Here is a 14,857-nt window from a genome sequence, read left to right on the forward strand (position 1 = left end):
GCGGGCGCGACGGCGAGACCGTGCTGTCACGCCATCCGCAGGTCGGCCTCGATGGCGCGGGCCGCGGCCAGCAGCGCCGGGATCAGCCGGTCGGTGACCTCGGCTTCGGGGTACCGGCCGCTCGCCATCGAGAGGTTGATGGCCGCGACCACCGTCCCGTCTCGGCCGTGGACCGGCGCCGCAAGGGACTGCAGCCCGGGCTCGAGTTCGCCGTCCACGCGGGCCCAGCCCTGCGCGCGCACCCGCTCGAGTTCCTGCCGCACGGCGGCGGGATCGGTCAGCGTTCGGGGGGTCCGGGGCGCCAGGGGCTCGGCATCCAGGATCCGGTCTCTTTCGTCGACGGATGCCGCGGCCAACAGGACGCGTCCCATGCTCGTGATCGCGGCGGGGAACCGCGTGCCGACCGTGATGCCGACCGACATGATCCGACGCACGGGCACGCGGGCGACGTAGACGATCTCGGCGCCGTCCAGCACCGCCGCCGACGCGCTCTCGCCGACGGCGCGCGACAGCGCCTCGAGGTGCGGCTGCGCGACCTCGGGCAGCGACAGCGCCGACAGGTAGCTGTAGCCCAGCTCCAGCACCCGCGGGGTGAGGGCGAAGGAGCGCCCGTCGTTCCGCACGTACCCGAGGCTCTGCAGCGTGCGGAGGAACCGCCCCGCGGCGGCACGCGTCACGCCCGCACGGCGCGCGACGTCGCTGAGCGTCAGCTCGGGGTTTTCGGCGTCGAACGCGCGGATCACCGCGAGCCCGCGCACGAAGGCCTGGACGACCTCGCCGGGGCCGTCGCTGTCGTCCTCCGGCGAGGAGGCGAGGGGTTCGGCGTCGGTCACCGGCTCACCCTATCGATCGGTCGAGCCGGAGACCCGGCGTAGGGTGTGCACGTGACTCCGGGGGCCATCATCATCGGCGCGGTCGGGCTGGGCCTGATCGTCGTTCTCGCGCTGTGCGCACGCGGGGTGATCCCGCGCGGGTGGGCGGTCGGCATCCGTCTCCCCGCGCTCCAGCAGAGCGACGCGACCTGGCGGGCGGGGCACGCGGCGGCTCTCGTTCCGTATGCGGTGTTCGCCGTCGTCGGAGCGCTGCTCGCGCTCTCGCCGCTCGTGTTCCCGAGCGTCGCGGACTGGGCGCCCCTGCTCACCACTGTCACCGTGGTGGTGGGGCTCATCCTCGGCTCGGTGCGCGGTGTGAGTGCGGCGAACAAGGCTGCCGCGAAGGACGACGCGTCCCGGGGCTGACCCTCACCGCTCCAGCACGACGGCGAGGCCCTGGCCCACGCCGATGCAGATCGCGACGACGGCGACTCCCGAGCCGCGGCGGGCGAGCTCGTGCGCCGCGCGGCCGATGATGCGACCGCCGGATGCGCCGAGCGGGTGACCGATCGCGAGCGCACCGCCGTGGACGTTGAGCTTCTCCGGGTCGAGATCGGGCCATCCGGCGAGGCACGCGAGCGACTGCGACGCGAAGGCCTCGTTGAGCTCGACGAAATCGACGTCGGCCCACGTCCTCCCGGCCCGGGCGAGCGCCTTGTTGGCGGCCTCGATCGGGGCGATCGGGAAGACGTCGGGGTCGACGCCGTGGGCTGCACGACCCGCGATCCGCGCCAGTGGCTCGGCATCCAGGACTCCCTCGCCGCCGATGAGCACCGCGGACGCGCCGTCGTTGATCGGCGACGAGTTGCCCGCCGTGACGCTCCCCTGCCCGTCCGCCGCGAACAGCGCCTTCAGCCCCGCGAGCTTCTCGACCGAGGTGTCGTCGCGGATGCCCTCGTCACGGCTCAGCGCGACACCGGGCACGGGGACGATCTCGCCGTCGAAGACACCCGCCGCCCAGGCCGCTGCCGCGCGCTGGTGCGACCGGACGGCGAAGGCATCCTGAGCCTCCCGCGTGATGCCCCACTCGCGCGCGATCTTCTCGGCGGATTCGCCGTTCGAGATCGTCCAGTGCTTCGGCAGGGCGGGGTTCGTCATGCGCCAGCCGATCGCGGTGTTCCACATCGTCGCGTTGCCGACCGCCGGGAACGGCTTCGCAGCCTTCTCCACGACGTACGGCGCGCGGCTCATGGACTCGACGCCGCCGGCGAGCACGATGTCGGCGTCGCCGGACTCGATCGCGCGCGACCCCTGGATCACGGCCTCGAGCGACGACGCGCAGAGCCGGTTCACTGTCGTCCCGGTGACGGTGGTCGGGAAGCCGGCGAGCAGCGCGCCGAAACGGGCGACGTTCCGGTTGTCCTCCCCGGCCTGGTTGGCATCCCCGAAGACGACGTCATCGATGCGCGCGGGGTCGAGCCCGGTCCGCTCGATCGTCGCCTTCATCACGAGCGCGGCCAGATCGTCGGGACGAACGGATGCCAGGGCTCCCCCGGCGCGACCGAAGGGCGTGCGGACGGCGTCGTAGACATAGCTGGCGGTCATGTCAGGCTCCTTGCTCGATCAACGTGAGACCGAGGAGCTCTTCGATCTCGGCATGGGTGTTGTCACCGAACAGTTCCCGCACCCGGAAGCCGTCGGGGGTGACGTCGAAGACGCCGTGGTCGGTGTAGACGCGGGAGACGCAGCCGACACCGGTGAGCGGGTAGGTGCACGTCTCGACGAGCTTGGGCGCCCCCTGCTTGGTGAGGAGGTCGGTCATGACGTAGACGTCCTTCGCCCCGATGGCGAGGTCCATCGCGCCACCGACGGCCGGAATCGCCCCGGGTTCACCGGTCGACCAGTTCGCCAGATCTCCTGATGCCGAGACCTGAAAGGCTCCGAGCACGCACACGTCGAGGTGGCCACCGCGCATCATCGCGAACGAATCGGCGTGGTGGAAGTACGCGGCTCCGGCGAGCGCCGTCACCGGCTGCTTTCCCGCGTTGATCAGGTCGGGATCGACCGATTCCGCGGCCGGTGCCGGACCCATTCCCAACATTCCGTTCTCGGTATGCAGCACGATCTCGAGCCCCTCGGGCAGGTAGTCCGCGACGAGCGTCGGGGCTCCGATGCCGAGGTTCACGACGGCGCCTTCGGGGATGTCGGATGCCACGCGCGCGGCGAGTGCGGTGCGGGAGACGCGGGTGGTCATGCGTCCGCTCCGTTCTGGGCGAGCGGGCGCCCCTCGATGTCGACGCCGCCGACGAAGACGCCGTCCTGAAGCCAGCGGCGTTCGCCCACGGCGACGACCCGGTCGACGTACAGGCCGGGGGTGACGACGGCCTCGGGGTCGAGGTCGCCGAGCGGCACGATTCCGTCGACCTGCACGACGGTGGTCTTCGCCGCGGCAGCCATGATCGGTCCGAAGTTGCGGGCGGTCTCGCGGTAGACGAGGTTGCCCCAGCGGTCGGCGCGGCGCGCGCTGATGAGCGCGACGTCGGCGTGGATCGGGTACTCGAGGACGTAGTCGCGGTCGTCGATGCGCCGGGTCTCCTTGCCCTCGGCGAGCTGCGTACCGAACCCGGTGGGGGTGAAGAAGCCGCCGATCCCGGCGCCGGCCGCGCGGATCCGCTCGGCGAGGTTCCCCTGCGGCACGAGTTCGAGTTCGATCTTCCCGTCGCGGTACAGCCCGTCGAAGACCCACGAGTCGCTCTGGCGCGGGAAGGAGCAGATCATCTTGCGCACCTGCCCCGCCTTCAGCAGCGCCGCGAGCCCGGTGTCGCCGTTGCCGGCGTTGTTGTTGACGACGGTGAGATCGCGGGCGCCGTGCGCGATGAGCGCGTCGATGAGTTCGACGGGCTGCCCGGCGCGGCCGAATCCGCCGATCATCACGGTCGCGCCATCGGCGATGCCCGCCACGGCCGCCGCGACGTCCGGCACGGTCTTGTCGATCATGGTTCCCCTGTTCGTTGAGCGAACACGTGTTCGTTCAGCGATCATACGCCGAAGAACGTGTGCGCACCAGAGCCCCGTCGCCTCATCCGATCGGATGAGATTCCTGCGCACGTTGGTCCCGCCTCCGGCGAAATCCCGGGCGCCGGGTCTGCGATCACCCTTCGGTTAACCCCGAACAGCCGCAAGCTGGAACAAGTGAGGCGTCGGGCAGTACGGGCTCTCTGCCGGAGGCAGTCTCCGCGCACGGCCGCCAAGGTCCTGCGTCACCGACGGGTGAGGGCCGGCCATTGGGGGCGGCCCTCCCCCCTCGGTCAGCGGATGCCGTCGCGCGGCACGAGTTCCTCGCGCACGCGAACGCCCCACAGAGCCAGTTGCGTGCGGTCCGCGACGCCGACCTTGCGCAGCGCCGCGTGGATATGGGTCCGCACCGTGTTCACCGACACCCCGAGTCGTTTCGCCACGTGCTCGTTCGAGGTGACGCCGTCGCTCAGCAGACGGATGATCGCGACCTCCGACGGACTCAGGGATGCCACCTTCCCCCGGTCCTCGTCGCCGATCCGCCGCTGGACCACGTCCGCGAGCAGCGCCCGCGTCACGCGCGATGACACCACGCCCTCGCCGTGGTGGACCGAGCGGATGGCCTCCACGAGCTGCGCGCCGTCGTGGGTCTTCAGGAGATAGCCGCTCGCGCCGTTCGACAGCGCGCGACGAACGAGGTGGTCTTCCCCGTGGCTGGTGAGGGCGATCACGCGGACTCTGCCGCCCGAGTCCTCGATGACGGCGCGTGTCGCCTCGATGCCGTTCATACCGGGCATCTCGAGATCCATGAGGATCACGTCGGGACGCTCACTGAGTGCCGCCGTGACGGCATCCGTCCCCGTCGCCGCCTCCCCGACGACGACGACATCGTCGACGTTGTCGAGCCGCAGGCGGACCCCTCGTCGGAAGATCCGGTTGTCGTCGACGATGAGCACGCGGATCGCGTGTTCGTCAGTCACGCACGATCTCCCGGGGGCGGACGAACGGGATCTCGACCGCGAGGTGCCATCCGCGGGACTCGTCGCCCGAGGCATCCAGGGTTCCATCCACCAGTGCGAGCTTGTCGCGCAGGTTCTCCAGACCCCACCCGAGGCCGAGGTCGTCCTCGCCCGCACGCGAGTGCCGCGGAGACCCGTTCGTGACGGCGGCGTGAAGACGTTCGGCATCCACCGTCACCCGGACCTCGACGGGCGCACCCGGAGCGTGCTTCGCAGCATTCGACAGGCCCTCCTGCACCGCGCGATACGCCGTCGACGAGACCACGACGGGCGCATCTTCGAGATCGCCCCGGACCTCGAGCGACACCTCCATCCCGCGCTCGCGCCAGAACCGGGCGAGGGTTTCGAGATCGCGGAGATCGGGAGTCGGGGCGTGCGCGACGTCCTCCACGGAACGCAGGTCGCCCAGGGCGCCGTAGAGGCCGGCCGCCGCGTACCTCCCTTCGGCGCGCACCTCCTCGATGAGCCGCAACGCCTGATCGGGGTGCGCGGGCGCCAGCTCCGCAGACGCGTCGCACAGCGACACCAGCCCCGCGAGGTGCTGCCCCGCGACGTCGTGCAGCTCTTGGGCGATGCGCGCCCGCTCGGTGGCACGCGACCTCTCGATCGCCGCCGCCTGCTCCTCCTCGAGATCGATCGCGCGCTGTCGCGCCCGCGCCGCGCGTCGCTCCAGCACCGCCCACAGGATGCCGAGCGCGACCCCCGCGAACGACGTGGATGCCAACGACGTCCCCTCCGTGAGGAGGAACCCGATCACCCGGTCGGCGGGTGTGCCGATCCCGGCCGCCCACGCCGCCAGGACCACGCACGCCCCCACCACGCCGAAAGCCGCCCACGCGGCGGCGACGGAGGGCGGACGCGCGGTCCCCACGGCGAACATCGCGATCGCGATCACGAGGTGCATCGGCCCGGCCCAGTTCGGTACCGCCAGCCCCACCGCGACGACGAGATAGAGGACGACGGTCGCGAGCATCGCCAGGACGGGACGGGACGCCACGAGCATCAGGCTCGCGGCCTGGGCAAGGCAGGCCAGGATGACGAGCACGATCACGACCGCCGGTGTGAACGGCCCGTCCCACGTGCCGCCCCCACTGAACAGCGTGAGGACGGGCACGCCGCACACCTGCACGACGGTGGCGACGAACACGACGGCGGCGAACAGCGGCGATCGCATCATCGAGACGACCCGGGGGCTGGCGACTGTCTCCATCGCACCTTCCTACCGGGCGAAGGGGTCGCGTCGCCATCCGGGGTCCTGACGATCTCGGTCAGGGCGCCCGGAGAGCCACCACGAACAACGTCCCGAAGTCGACCGCGAGCAGGAGCAGCGCGAGAGCGACGAGAACCAGCAGCATCCTGTCTCGCCGCATTCCGTGTTCGCGGTGCCGTCGCGCTGCCGGGTGCTCCTGAAACGTCGAGCGGCGCCGCACTCCCTCGGTCGGGAAGGGCATCACCGTGGGACGGAGCCGGAGTCCACTACCGCGTCGGACGGCGCTTCCTGCCCGGAGTAGGCGGCCGCGATCCTCAGCGCGACGGACGGCTCTCGTCCCGCCGCGATGAGACGCGCGACCGCCGCGATGCGCAGGCTGGCCGCGCCGTCTCCGTAAGGGCTGGGGACCGACGGGTCGGGCCGCTCGGAACGAAGGAATCGCGCGACGGCCGCGGGGATGTCGATACCCGGACGAATGAGCGTCGCCCACCCCGCGTCGATGGCCTCCGGCCGCTCCGTGCTGTTGCGGATCACCGCAACAGGGACCTTGAGGACAGTCGCCTCTTCCTGCACACCACCCGAGTCGGACACGGCCACTGTCGCGGCGGAAAGGACCTGCAGGAAGTCCGAGGACGCCGGCGACGCGTGGAGGATCAAGCCGTTCGTCTCGCGCTGCAGCCCGAAGCGTTCGATCGCCGCGCGGGTACGGGGGTGGACGAAGAACAGCACCGGCATCGCCAGACCCTGCAATCCCCGCAGGATGCGGGCGAGCGCCGGAGCGGAGTCCGTGTTCTCGGGGCGGTGGATCGTCGCAACCGCGAACGCGGGTGGGATGGACCCGTTCGGGAACCAGGATGCCACCGGGACGCTGCTTCGACGGATCGCCCGGTGCGTCGCCTCCACGACCGTGTTCCCCGTCACCATGACGAGCTCCCTGTCGATGCCCTCGTTGATGAGGTTGACGGCGCTGCGGTGGGTCGGTGCGAAGTGGACGTCGGCCAGCGCACCCGCGACGAGGCGGTTGATCTCCTCCGGCATCGCCCGGTCGTAGGAGCGGAGTCCGGCTTCGACGTGACCGACGGGGATGCCGAGGTAGTTCGCCGCCTGCGCCGCCGCCGAGACCGTGTTGGTGTCTCCTTGAACGAGCACGATCCCGGGCCGCTGCTGTTCGAAGACTCGGGTGAGACCGACCAGCATGCGGGAGATCTGTTCGGCGCGCGGTTGCCCCCCGACCCCGTCCAGACGCACGTCGGGCTCACCGATGCCGAAGACGGCGCGGTACTGACCGGAGAGCTCGTGGTCGTAGTGCTGACCGGAATCGACGACGAAGGCATCGTCGCCCAACTGTGTGATGACGGGGGCGAGCTTGATGATCTCCGGCCGCGTGCCGTACACGACCGCGACCTTCCCCAGCCGGCTCATCGCACGGCCCTTGCTTCGACCCTGACCATCTCGGTGTCCTCGCAATCTGTTCATTCCGACGCGCCGGGAAGGCGCTGAAGGGAGGAGCGCGAGCGACACCGAACATGACGCGGATCGAAGACCGCTCAGCGCAGATCGATCGAGGCGAACTCGGCCGCGTCGCCCCGCGCGTCGAAGATCCGGGAAACCCGCCGGACATGGTCGAGCACGACCATCCGAGTCACGACGCGGATCGTCGGCTCTGCCCGCTGGATCGTCGCCTCGAAGACTTCGAGAGCTGCCAGATGAGGCAGGGCGATCTCCACGAACAGGTTGTGGTCGCCCGCGACCAGACTCACCGAACTCACCCCCGCGAAGCGCGCGATTTCGCGCACCGCGTCGGAGACGTCGACGGGACGGACGCGGAGGCCCAGCCAGACCCTTGCCCCGTCCCCGGACGCGGAGGGGGCGAGACCTGCGCGCACGTGCAGCGCGCCGTCGGCGGTCAGTCGACGCAGTCGACGGGCGATCATGGATGCCGATACACCGATCGCCCGCGAGAGCTGCGCGATCGATGCGCGACCGTCACGAGCGAGTTCGAGACAGATCCGCCAATCGAGATCGTCGACGGGCGCGACCGAGGGAACGAGCGTGCCCCGCCGCACCTCCGGCAGGATCTCGCGGCCGCGGCGCGGCAGAGTTCCGGCCGCGGCGAATCCTCCTTCCCGGTGGATTGAGACGATGGGATGCGAGACGACGGCGTCCACGTCGGGGAGGGCGGGGAGCCGGTCGAGGACGAAGCGCTGGAGTCCCGCGGCTCCCACCGCCCCCGCCACGACGAACAGCGAGCTCCGACCGCTCACGATGTCGACGCTCAGCGCGTGGGGGTCTCGAGCCACCGTCGATGCGAGGTCCCGCACACGATCGGCACGGCACGTGATCTCGACGAACGTCAAGTGGGTCTCCCGAGTGAACAGCGGGTACGACGTCACGTAGGCACGATTGGCCGCCCGCATCGCCTCCCATCTCCGCGCTGCCGTGACGGCGTCGATTCCGACCGCGGCGCCCACGGTGGTCCACGGAGCTCGGGGGGAGATCTCGAGCACGTGAAAGATCGCGAGATCGATCTCGTCGAGCGTCTTCAATTCCTGCATCGCATGGGCCAATCGGGCGTGTTTCCTGCATTTCCGTTATTCAGACAAAGCCGTTGTGAGCATGTCGCCTGGCCGTTTACCCGAAACGACCGAAGGAGCTGCGCAGAATGACGCAAATCGCACAGTCCCCCGAGGAAAGCCACCTCCTCGACTCCGCTCGCGCCGGATCCTCCGAGGCCATGCGCGAGTTGTGGCGACAGCACCACGGCGCCGCACGCCGATATGCGGCATCGCTGACTCGCCGGTTCGACCCCGATGACCTGGTGTCCGAAGCATTCCTCCGGATCTTCTCGGCCATGCAGAACGGCGGGGGGCCGACCGGGGCCCTCCGCCCGTACCTCTTCGTCACGATCCGGAACATCGCGGCCCGATGGGCCAGGCTTCCCGGGGAGCGTTCTCTCGACGACATCGAAGAACCGGGTTACGACGCCGATCTGGGGGCTTCCCTCGTCGCGCTCGCCAATCGGGAGAAGCTGCAGGACGCGTTGCGCTCGCTCCCCGATCAGTGGCAACAGGTTCTGTGGGCGACCGAGGTCCACGGGGAGCGACCCGCCGAGCTGGCGCAACGATTCGGCCTGCGGCCCAACAGTGTCGCAGCCCTCTCGTACCGCGCGCGCGAGGCACTGAAGCAGGCATGGGTCCAAGCCCACGTCGGGGAGGACTTGGGCACGGGCGAGCATCGATGGGTGCGGGAGCGTATCGGTCGGTACGTGTGCCACGCGCTGACACCGCGTCAGCGGGCCCGCTTCCAGAGCCACGTCGATGACTGTGCCCCCTGCTCCGCGGTGCTCCAGGACGCCGATCATCTCGCCGTCCTCCCGATCGGAGTGAGCGCGCTCGTGCTCTTGACCGGGATCACCACGCCGGTGTTCGCGCAGCCGAGTAGCGCGAGCGCTGCAGCCCTCACGGCCTCGACGACCAGCCGCCCTCGCGTGTCGGTACGCGGGTTCGCGCGTACGGCACGCTCCGGACTCGCGACGACGCTGACCGCGACGGGGATCGTCGCCGCTGGGGCGATCGCCTCCGTGGCCGCCTGGAACGGCCTCCCCACTCCGGAGATCGCGACCCCCGCCGAAGCTCAGCCCGCGCCGTCGCCCACTCGCCAGTACGCCCCGGCCGTCCCGACGGCGGTCACCACCCCCGCGCCGCTCGAGCCGGCACCGCCCGCCGAGGGGGACAGCCCACGGAGCCCGGTCCGCAGCCCGGTCCTGAGCCCTCCCCCGCCTGCTCAGCCCGACTTCTCCCCCTCGACACCGCGCGAGGAGGGCGGGGTTCCGACGACTGAGCAGACGGCATCCCCGAGCATGTCGACGGTGTTCACCCTCTCGAGCATTCGGGCGGGGGGCGAGGGCATCGCCATCGTGGCGATCGAGAACAACGGGGAACCGCTCACCCAGCGAACCGGCGGGGTCGTAGGGTCCGTCGCGGTCTTCCACGCACCCGCGGGGGTGACGTTCCCTCCGCAGGAGGCTCTGTTCAACGACTACGAATACTCCGGGGCCGGTCGATCGGCATCCGCCCTCGCCTTCACCGGCTGCACGAGCGACGCCGACGGGTCCGTTCTCCGATGCGGCGTCGAAGCGGCCGGCGGGAATCCGGCCGATCCGCGGGAGTGGGTCTGGCGCACCGGCGACACGCGGCGAATCTACGTCCGCGTCGCCGTTGCCGATGGCATCCCCTCCGGCTCGCTCCACGGTTCCGCACGACTCGAGCTGACCGCGACGGGGGCCACGCGCTCCTTCGACCGACCCTGGAGCATCGACGTCCCGTCCCCTCCCCCGGCGGGCGCACCGGTGGTCGACACCATCGACCCGACCGGCGATCAGATCACCATCGCTGGGGAAGCGGCGCCGGGGCACGAAGTGACCGTCCGCATGGCGTCGACCGTCGTGGGCAGGGCGACGGCGGGCGTCGACGGCCGGTGGGCGACGACCATGCCCTGGGGCGTGACGGGCGACCTGACGGCTGAGGACGACTGAGGGCACCGCGCGCTCCGCGTCAGCGCACCGAGTCCGCACCCTCGAGGGCGCTCCCCTTCTCGGCTGTGTCCTCGGCGAGCGCCGCGCCCCAGAAGAGGGTGATCGTGGCCAGGAGGATCGCCCCGGTGATCATCACGACGAGCGACTCGATGATCCCGTTCGCCCAGGCATGGACGGGCGCGGTCGCGATGAGCCCGACGACTCCGACGAGCATCCCGACCAACCGCTGAACGATCATCGACAGCGTCTGCTCGACAGCGAGGCACGAGACGAGCAACCAGAAGTACCCCACGGCCATGACGGATGCCGAGAAGCAGACCACCCACCCGAGGAAGTAGCTGCCGGTGATCGACCAGAACAGCGCACCGGCGAGCAGGAGGGCGGTGTGTGTCGCCAGCTGCACGCCGGCGGCACGGAAGCGCGCGATGTAACGCTCACTCAGGCGCGCGAGGAGTGCGCGCTGGGCGACCGAGCGGACCCCGAACAGGACGGTGAGCAGGAGGAACACGCACACGCGCAGCCAGAATGGTCCGTCGACCACGGTCGTTCCGGCGAACTGCCACAACAGGGCCGCGCCGGCGCCCACGATCGTGAGGTCGATGACGAGGGTGAGGACGTGGATCAGGGCGACAGCCGCGCGGGGCGCGAGGAGCGACCGGCGACTCGGGCGCCGCTGCGGCTTCTTCGACGTACGCGACGATCCGGCGAGCGGGGCGGTGTCTGGTTCGGACATCTTCACGGGGCTTTCGTTTCGGGTCAGTGGTCTTTCGCCGTCGGGCCGACGACATGGAGTTCGGCATTGCGCCGCGTCTTCGCCCAGCCGTTCTTTCCGCGCACGACCCGCCAGAAGGCGCGGGCGGTCGACGCGAAGATGTAGAGCACGAAGACCCAGAGTCCGAACCCGCGCGCGAGGGTCGCGGGCCAGCTCGTGCCGGGTTCGCACTGGACCTTGTAGATCACGGCCCAGATGAAGAACGGCGAGAGGCCGAACACGGCCCAGAGCACGATCGAGAGGCCCAGGAAGGTCCAGTTGTCCGTGAAACTCACGGGAGTCGCGAGGAACGACGTGATCAGCAGACCCCACAGCACGGTGAAGACGACGGCGCCGAGGAGTTGGATGAACGGAAGGAAGAGGTAGTAGACGCTTTCCAGGACGCCACCGGAGTCGAAGTGACGCGACCGAAGGATCTCGGTCAGGTACTTGATGCATTGAATGTTGCCCTGGGACCAGCGTGAACGCTGCACGATGAGCCGCCGAAGGCTCGGGAGAGCCTCCTGCGCGACGTACGTCGAGTGGACGTGCCGGTTCTCGTACCCGGCGAAGATGACGTGGAGCCCGAGTTCGTAGTCCTCGAGCAGCGCGCCGTGCCACGGGCGCCCGAACTGTTCGGCGATGGCATCCAGCACGGACAATCGCGTGAACTGGCCGTTCCCCCCGAGTCCGACGGTGCCGGTGCGCGAACGCAGGGCCTGCATGGCCGGGATGATCGTGCGGAACTCGATGTCCTGCATGCGGATGAGATACCTCGCCAGGGCATTCGCGGCGCGGCCCTTGTGGGGGTACGGATGGCGATCGTCCCGGTTCTTCATCCACACCGTGATCTGCGCGGCCCCCACTCGCGGGTTGCCGAAACAGGTCTCGGACGCGACCGCGGTGAGAGCGGTGGATGCCATCTCCCCGTCGGCGTCGACCACGCAGACGATCACGCGCTCGCGGTCGGCATCCGCGCCGAGCCAGTCGTTGAGTGCGGAATAGGCACTGTTGAGCGCATCGCCCTTGCCCGTGCGGGCCTCGGGGCGAAACCGGCGGACGAGGTGCACGTGGTCGTCGGTCGCGGCGTGCGCGAGGACGATCGCGGCGGTTTCGTCGTCGCTGTCGTCATCGACGACCCAGAGGTGCGCGCGGGGGAACCGCTCGCGCTGTCGGCGGATGGTCGTCGCGATCACCGCCTCTTCGTCGCGGCACGGGACGAAGATGTGCCATTCGAAACGGTCGGGGTCACCGGGTATTTCGGGCTTGCGCCGGAGGAACGGCACGAGGATGAAGGCCACGTACGTCAGGAACGAGACCGTCAACACCAGCGAGATCGACGAGAAGAGCGACAGCATCAGACGGCGCGTGTCCGCCGCGAGCGGAGCTTTCCGTTCGTCAACCGCACCAGCAGGACGAGGCCGGCGGTGAATCCCACGATCGCGATCGCCGAACCGACGTACCGGTGCGAGATCTGATAACCCAGGTCCATCCCCCACGTCTGGCTCGCCCAGCCGATCAGTCCGAGCCGGAGCTGATTGGTCACGACGATGACCACGATCATGGTCGCTCCCGCCAGGAGAGCCCGCGAAAGCGGAATCCGACGGATGAGCAGGATCGCCCCGTAGACGAGCAGCGCCGGGGCCAGGAGCACCGCGGCCGAGCAACTGGGCGTCACGTGGAACGCGATCGGGGTGCCACCGACCTGGACGACGAAGTTGTCGCGGGCCGCGACGACACCCCCGGCGAAGAGCGGATTGGTCCAGAATGCCGTCGCCAAGGCCTCGGCCACCGCGAACCCCTCGATGAACACGAGGGATGCCACGGCGGCGAGGATCGCGACGATGGCGAGCACGCGTTGCGCCCACCCGGGCCTGTCCCGCTGCTCGCGCGAGCGGTGGCGGCGACGAAGCTGATCGGACGACATGGCGTCCTGCCTTTCTTCTCCCGACCACGGGGTCCGACTCGTACCTGAACGGATCGGACCCCGCGGATTCAGGGGTTCGTGCGGTGGAGACGATGCGTGCGGATTCGGAGCAGCGCACCGATGAACAGCACGACCGCGGCGACCGCGAGTGCCGCCGTGGGGGACACCCCGCCGGTCGCGGCGAGGGTTCCCCCGGTGATGAGCACGGGCTGCGCACCGGCGCCCGGGCTATACACGGCTGTTCCCCGCCGCCTCGTTCCGCACGTCCATCAGACGCCCGCGGACTCGGCGGAACGCTTGCGACGGGTCGACGTGAAGCCGAGCGCGCCGAGACCGAGCACGCCGGCCGCAGCGACGCCGCCGCCCACCATCGGGTCGATCACCGGGCTGTCGGCCTGAGCGGGCGTGGAGAACCCGAAGGTCCCCTCACCCGACGTGACGGAGAGGTCGGTGGGCGCGCCGGTGCCGGTGCGGGTGACGACCATGCGACCGTCGAACCGGGTGTTGAACGGAGCGTTCGCGTTCACCTGGACCGGCAGGCGGTAGTACTGGTCGGGGCGGATCGAGGATGTCGTCGCGGGGATGGTCAGGCGATTGGTCCAATCGCAGCTGATCTGCGTGGACGAGACGAGCGTGCAGTTGGCGGCGGTTCCGGTTTCCACGACGGTACCGGTCCCGTCGCGCTTGAAGTACGTGACGTCGGCCGACGTGAACGTCGTGCTCGGCGGCGCGAAGAAGTCGAGCTTCGCACCGTCGTCCGTGCCCGCGGCCGTCGACGACACGACGGTCGGGGTCCACAGCAAGCCGCTCTGCCCCGGGCTCAGAACCTGGTTCGGATCGGCGGGACCGATCGTCGTCGCCGCCGACGCCCCCATCGCACTTCCCGACACGGCTGCAGCGACCAGAACGGCCACCGCACCCGCCTTCCATGCGCGTGAAATTCCACTCATGTGATTCCTCCTGTGTTGGCTGATTGCTCAGTTCTTCGTGGATGAACCCGTGCCGGACCGAGGGGATGAAGCCGACAGCCAGACGTGTTCGAAGGGGAGGATGCCGACGCGGCGACGCCATGACGCGAAACCCGAGAAACTCTTCGTTCGCCGGGAATGGCCGGGGTTTCGCGTCATTCCCGGGCAGAAGGCGCCTCCCTCCTTCAGGCCCGACGGAGATCGGGTCCACCGGAAGGAGAGACGCATGCTGATGCAGAGCAGTCGGGCGAACGATCCCGTGAAGAGTTCGGCCGCCGACGACACGACGGCGGCCGAGCGCGCTTGGACCGTCGGGCACGCTCGCGCGTTCATCGTCGGCCTGGTCGTGGCGCTCGTGGGGTTCTGGATGCCGGTCGTCTTCGGCTGGTACCTCTGGGCGACGCACGCGTGATGTGGCACGTACCGGCCACCGAAACGTTCCTTCCGGCGCGCGGCAACGCGATCGTGACGGTCACCGTGGTCGACGAGAACGGCTTCACCCACCACTACGAGCCGATCGAGACGCGGCGTGACACGGTTTCGCGTGCCCTCGCCCTCCTCACGCACACGCGCGATCGATGAGAATCCGTGGGTTATAGGCAAGAACGTGTGGATGGGATC

17 protein-coding genes are annotated in these 14,857 nt (G+C 69.8%); 4 read left to right on the forward strand and 13 right to left on the reverse strand.

Annotation, left to right across the window (positions count from 1 at the left end; genetic code table 11):
• Nucleotides 1-26 precede the first annotated feature (26 nt).
• The gene (locus AVW09_RS09520; protein WP_063257850.1) at nucleotides 27-833 is read right to left on the reverse strand and encodes an IclR family transcriptional regulator domain-containing protein; all 807 of its coding nucleotides are present in this window, start codon (nucleotides 831-833) and stop codon (nucleotides 27-29) included.
• A 51-nt stretch (nucleotides 834-884) separates the two neighbouring features.
• On the opposite strand from AVW09_RS09520, the gene AVW09_RS09525 reads away from it, so the two are divergent.
• Nucleotides 885-1,238 (forward strand): SdpI family protein, encoded by a 354-nt coding sequence (locus tag AVW09_RS09525; RefSeq protein ID WP_197462603.1) that lies wholly within the window; start codon nucleotides 885-887, stop codon nucleotides 1,236-1,238.
• 3 nt (nucleotides 1,239-1,241) lie between these two features.
• Here the strand turns inward: AVW09_RS09525 and AVW09_RS09530 are convergent, their stop codons facing one another.
• The 7 genes from AVW09_RS09530 to AVW09_RS09560 form a co-directional block, all read right to left on the reverse strand.
• A complete protein-coding gene (locus AVW09_RS09530) occupies nucleotides 1,242-2,417 on the reverse strand; it encodes a thiolase family protein (RefSeq protein ID WP_063257852.1) in 1,176 nt (391 codons plus the stop codon).
• A 1-nt stretch (nucleotide 2,418) separates the two neighbouring features.
• Nucleotides 2,419-3,066 carry a 3-oxoacid CoA-transferase subunit B gene (locus AVW09_RS09535; RefSeq protein ID WP_063257853.1) on the reverse strand — a complete coding sequence of 216 codons (648 nt, stop codon included), beginning with the start codon at nucleotides 3,064-3,066 and terminating at the stop codon, nucleotides 2,419-2,421.
• The gene (locus tag AVW09_RS09540; protein WP_063257854.1) at nucleotides 3,063-3,809 is read right to left on the reverse strand and encodes a 3-oxoacid CoA-transferase subunit A; all 747 of its coding nucleotides are present in this window, start codon (nucleotides 3,807-3,809) and stop codon (nucleotides 3,063-3,065) included. The genes AVW09_RS09535 and AVW09_RS09540 overlap by 4 nt, the downstream gene beginning before the upstream one ends.
• Nucleotides 3,810-4,120: 311 nt before the next feature.
• Nucleotides 4,121-4,807: a response regulator gene (locus AVW09_RS09545; protein WP_063257855.1), complete on the reverse strand. Its 687-nt coding sequence runs from the start codon at nucleotides 4,805-4,807 to the stop codon at nucleotides 4,121-4,123.
• Complete coding sequence (locus tag AVW09_RS09550; protein ID WP_063257856.1) at nucleotides 4,800-6,056, reverse strand: histidine kinase; 1,257 nt, start codon at nucleotides 6,054-6,056, stop codon at nucleotides 4,800-4,802. The genes AVW09_RS09545 and AVW09_RS09550 overlap by 8 nt, the downstream gene beginning before the upstream one ends.
• A 240-nt stretch (nucleotides 6,057-6,296) precedes the next feature.
• A complete protein-coding gene (gene wecB, locus AVW09_RS09555) occupies nucleotides 6,297-7,478 on the reverse strand; it encodes a non-hydrolyzing UDP-N-acetylglucosamine 2-epimerase (RefSeq protein WP_082822909.1) in 1,182 nt (393 codons plus the stop codon).
• A 125-nt stretch (nucleotides 7,479-7,603) separates the two neighbouring features.
• Nucleotides 7,604-8,611, reverse strand: coding sequence for an Lrp/AsnC family transcriptional regulator (locus AVW09_RS09560; RefSeq protein ID WP_063257857.1), 1,008 nt, complete (start codon nucleotides 8,609-8,611; stop codon nucleotides 7,604-7,606).
• A gap of 107 nt (nucleotides 8,612-8,718) precedes the next feature.
• Here AVW09_RS09560 and AVW09_RS09565 point away from each other — a divergent pair, with 107 nt between their 5' ends.
• Nucleotides 8,719-10,590 (forward strand): sigma-70 family RNA polymerase sigma factor, encoded by a 1,872-nt coding sequence (locus tag AVW09_RS09565; protein WP_063257858.1) that lies wholly within the window; start codon nucleotides 8,719-8,721, stop codon nucleotides 10,588-10,590.
• Between the two features lie 19 nt (nucleotides 10,591-10,609).
• On the opposite strand, the gene AVW09_RS09570 is transcribed toward AVW09_RS09565, so the two are convergent.
• The 5 genes from AVW09_RS09570 to AVW09_RS09585 all read right to left on the reverse strand — a co-directional run bounded on the left by AVW09_RS09570 (nucleotide 10,610) and on the right by AVW09_RS09585 (nucleotide 14,182).
• The gene (locus tag AVW09_RS09570; protein ID WP_063257859.1) at nucleotides 10,610-11,329 is read right to left on the reverse strand and encodes a hypothetical protein; all 720 of its coding nucleotides are present in this window, start codon (nucleotides 11,327-11,329) and stop codon (nucleotides 10,610-10,612) included.
• Between the two features lie 17 nt (nucleotides 11,330-11,346).
• The gene (locus tag AVW09_RS09575; RefSeq protein WP_063257860.1) at nucleotides 11,347-12,699 is read right to left on the reverse strand and encodes a glycosyltransferase family 2 protein; all 1,353 of its coding nucleotides are present in this window, start codon (nucleotides 12,697-12,699) and stop codon (nucleotides 11,347-11,349) included.
• On the reverse strand, nucleotides 12,699-13,268 hold the full coding sequence (locus AVW09_RS09580; RefSeq protein WP_063257861.1) for an exosortase/archaeosortase family protein: 570 nt from the start codon (nucleotides 13,266-13,268) through the stop codon (nucleotides 12,699-12,701). Before AVW09_RS09580 ends, AVW09_RS09575 begins: the two co-directional genes overlap by 1 nt.
• A gap of 68 nt (nucleotides 13,269-13,336) precedes the next feature.
• Nucleotides 13,337-13,504, reverse strand: a complete 168-nt coding sequence (locus AVW09_RS17695) for a hypothetical protein (protein WP_156496047.1) — start codon at nucleotides 13,502-13,504, stop codon at nucleotides 13,337-13,339.
• A 33-nt stretch (nucleotides 13,505-13,537) separates the two neighbouring features.
• Nucleotides 13,538-14,182 (reverse strand): hypothetical protein, encoded by a 645-nt coding sequence (locus tag AVW09_RS09585; protein WP_156496048.1) that lies wholly within the window; start codon nucleotides 14,180-14,182, stop codon nucleotides 13,538-13,540.
• Between the two features lie 280 nt (nucleotides 14,183-14,462).
• Here AVW09_RS09585 and AVW09_RS09590 point away from each other — a divergent pair, with 280 nt between their 5' ends.
• Nucleotides 14,463-14,648, forward strand: coding sequence for a hypothetical protein (locus tag AVW09_RS09590; protein WP_063257863.1), 186 nt, complete (start codon nucleotides 14,463-14,465; stop codon nucleotides 14,646-14,648).
• Entirely contained in the window at nucleotides 14,648-14,818 is a 171-nt protein-coding gene (locus AVW09_RS17700) for a hypothetical protein (protein WP_022879563.1), read from the forward strand. The genes AVW09_RS09590 and AVW09_RS17700 overlap by 1 nt, the downstream gene beginning before the upstream one ends.
• Nucleotides 14,819-14,857: the final 39 nt, after the last annotated feature.

This window comes from Microbacterium sp. T32, from assembly GCF_001619615.1.
Classification (GTDB): Bacteria; Actinomycetota; Actinomycetes; order Actinomycetales; family Microbacteriaceae; genus Microbacterium.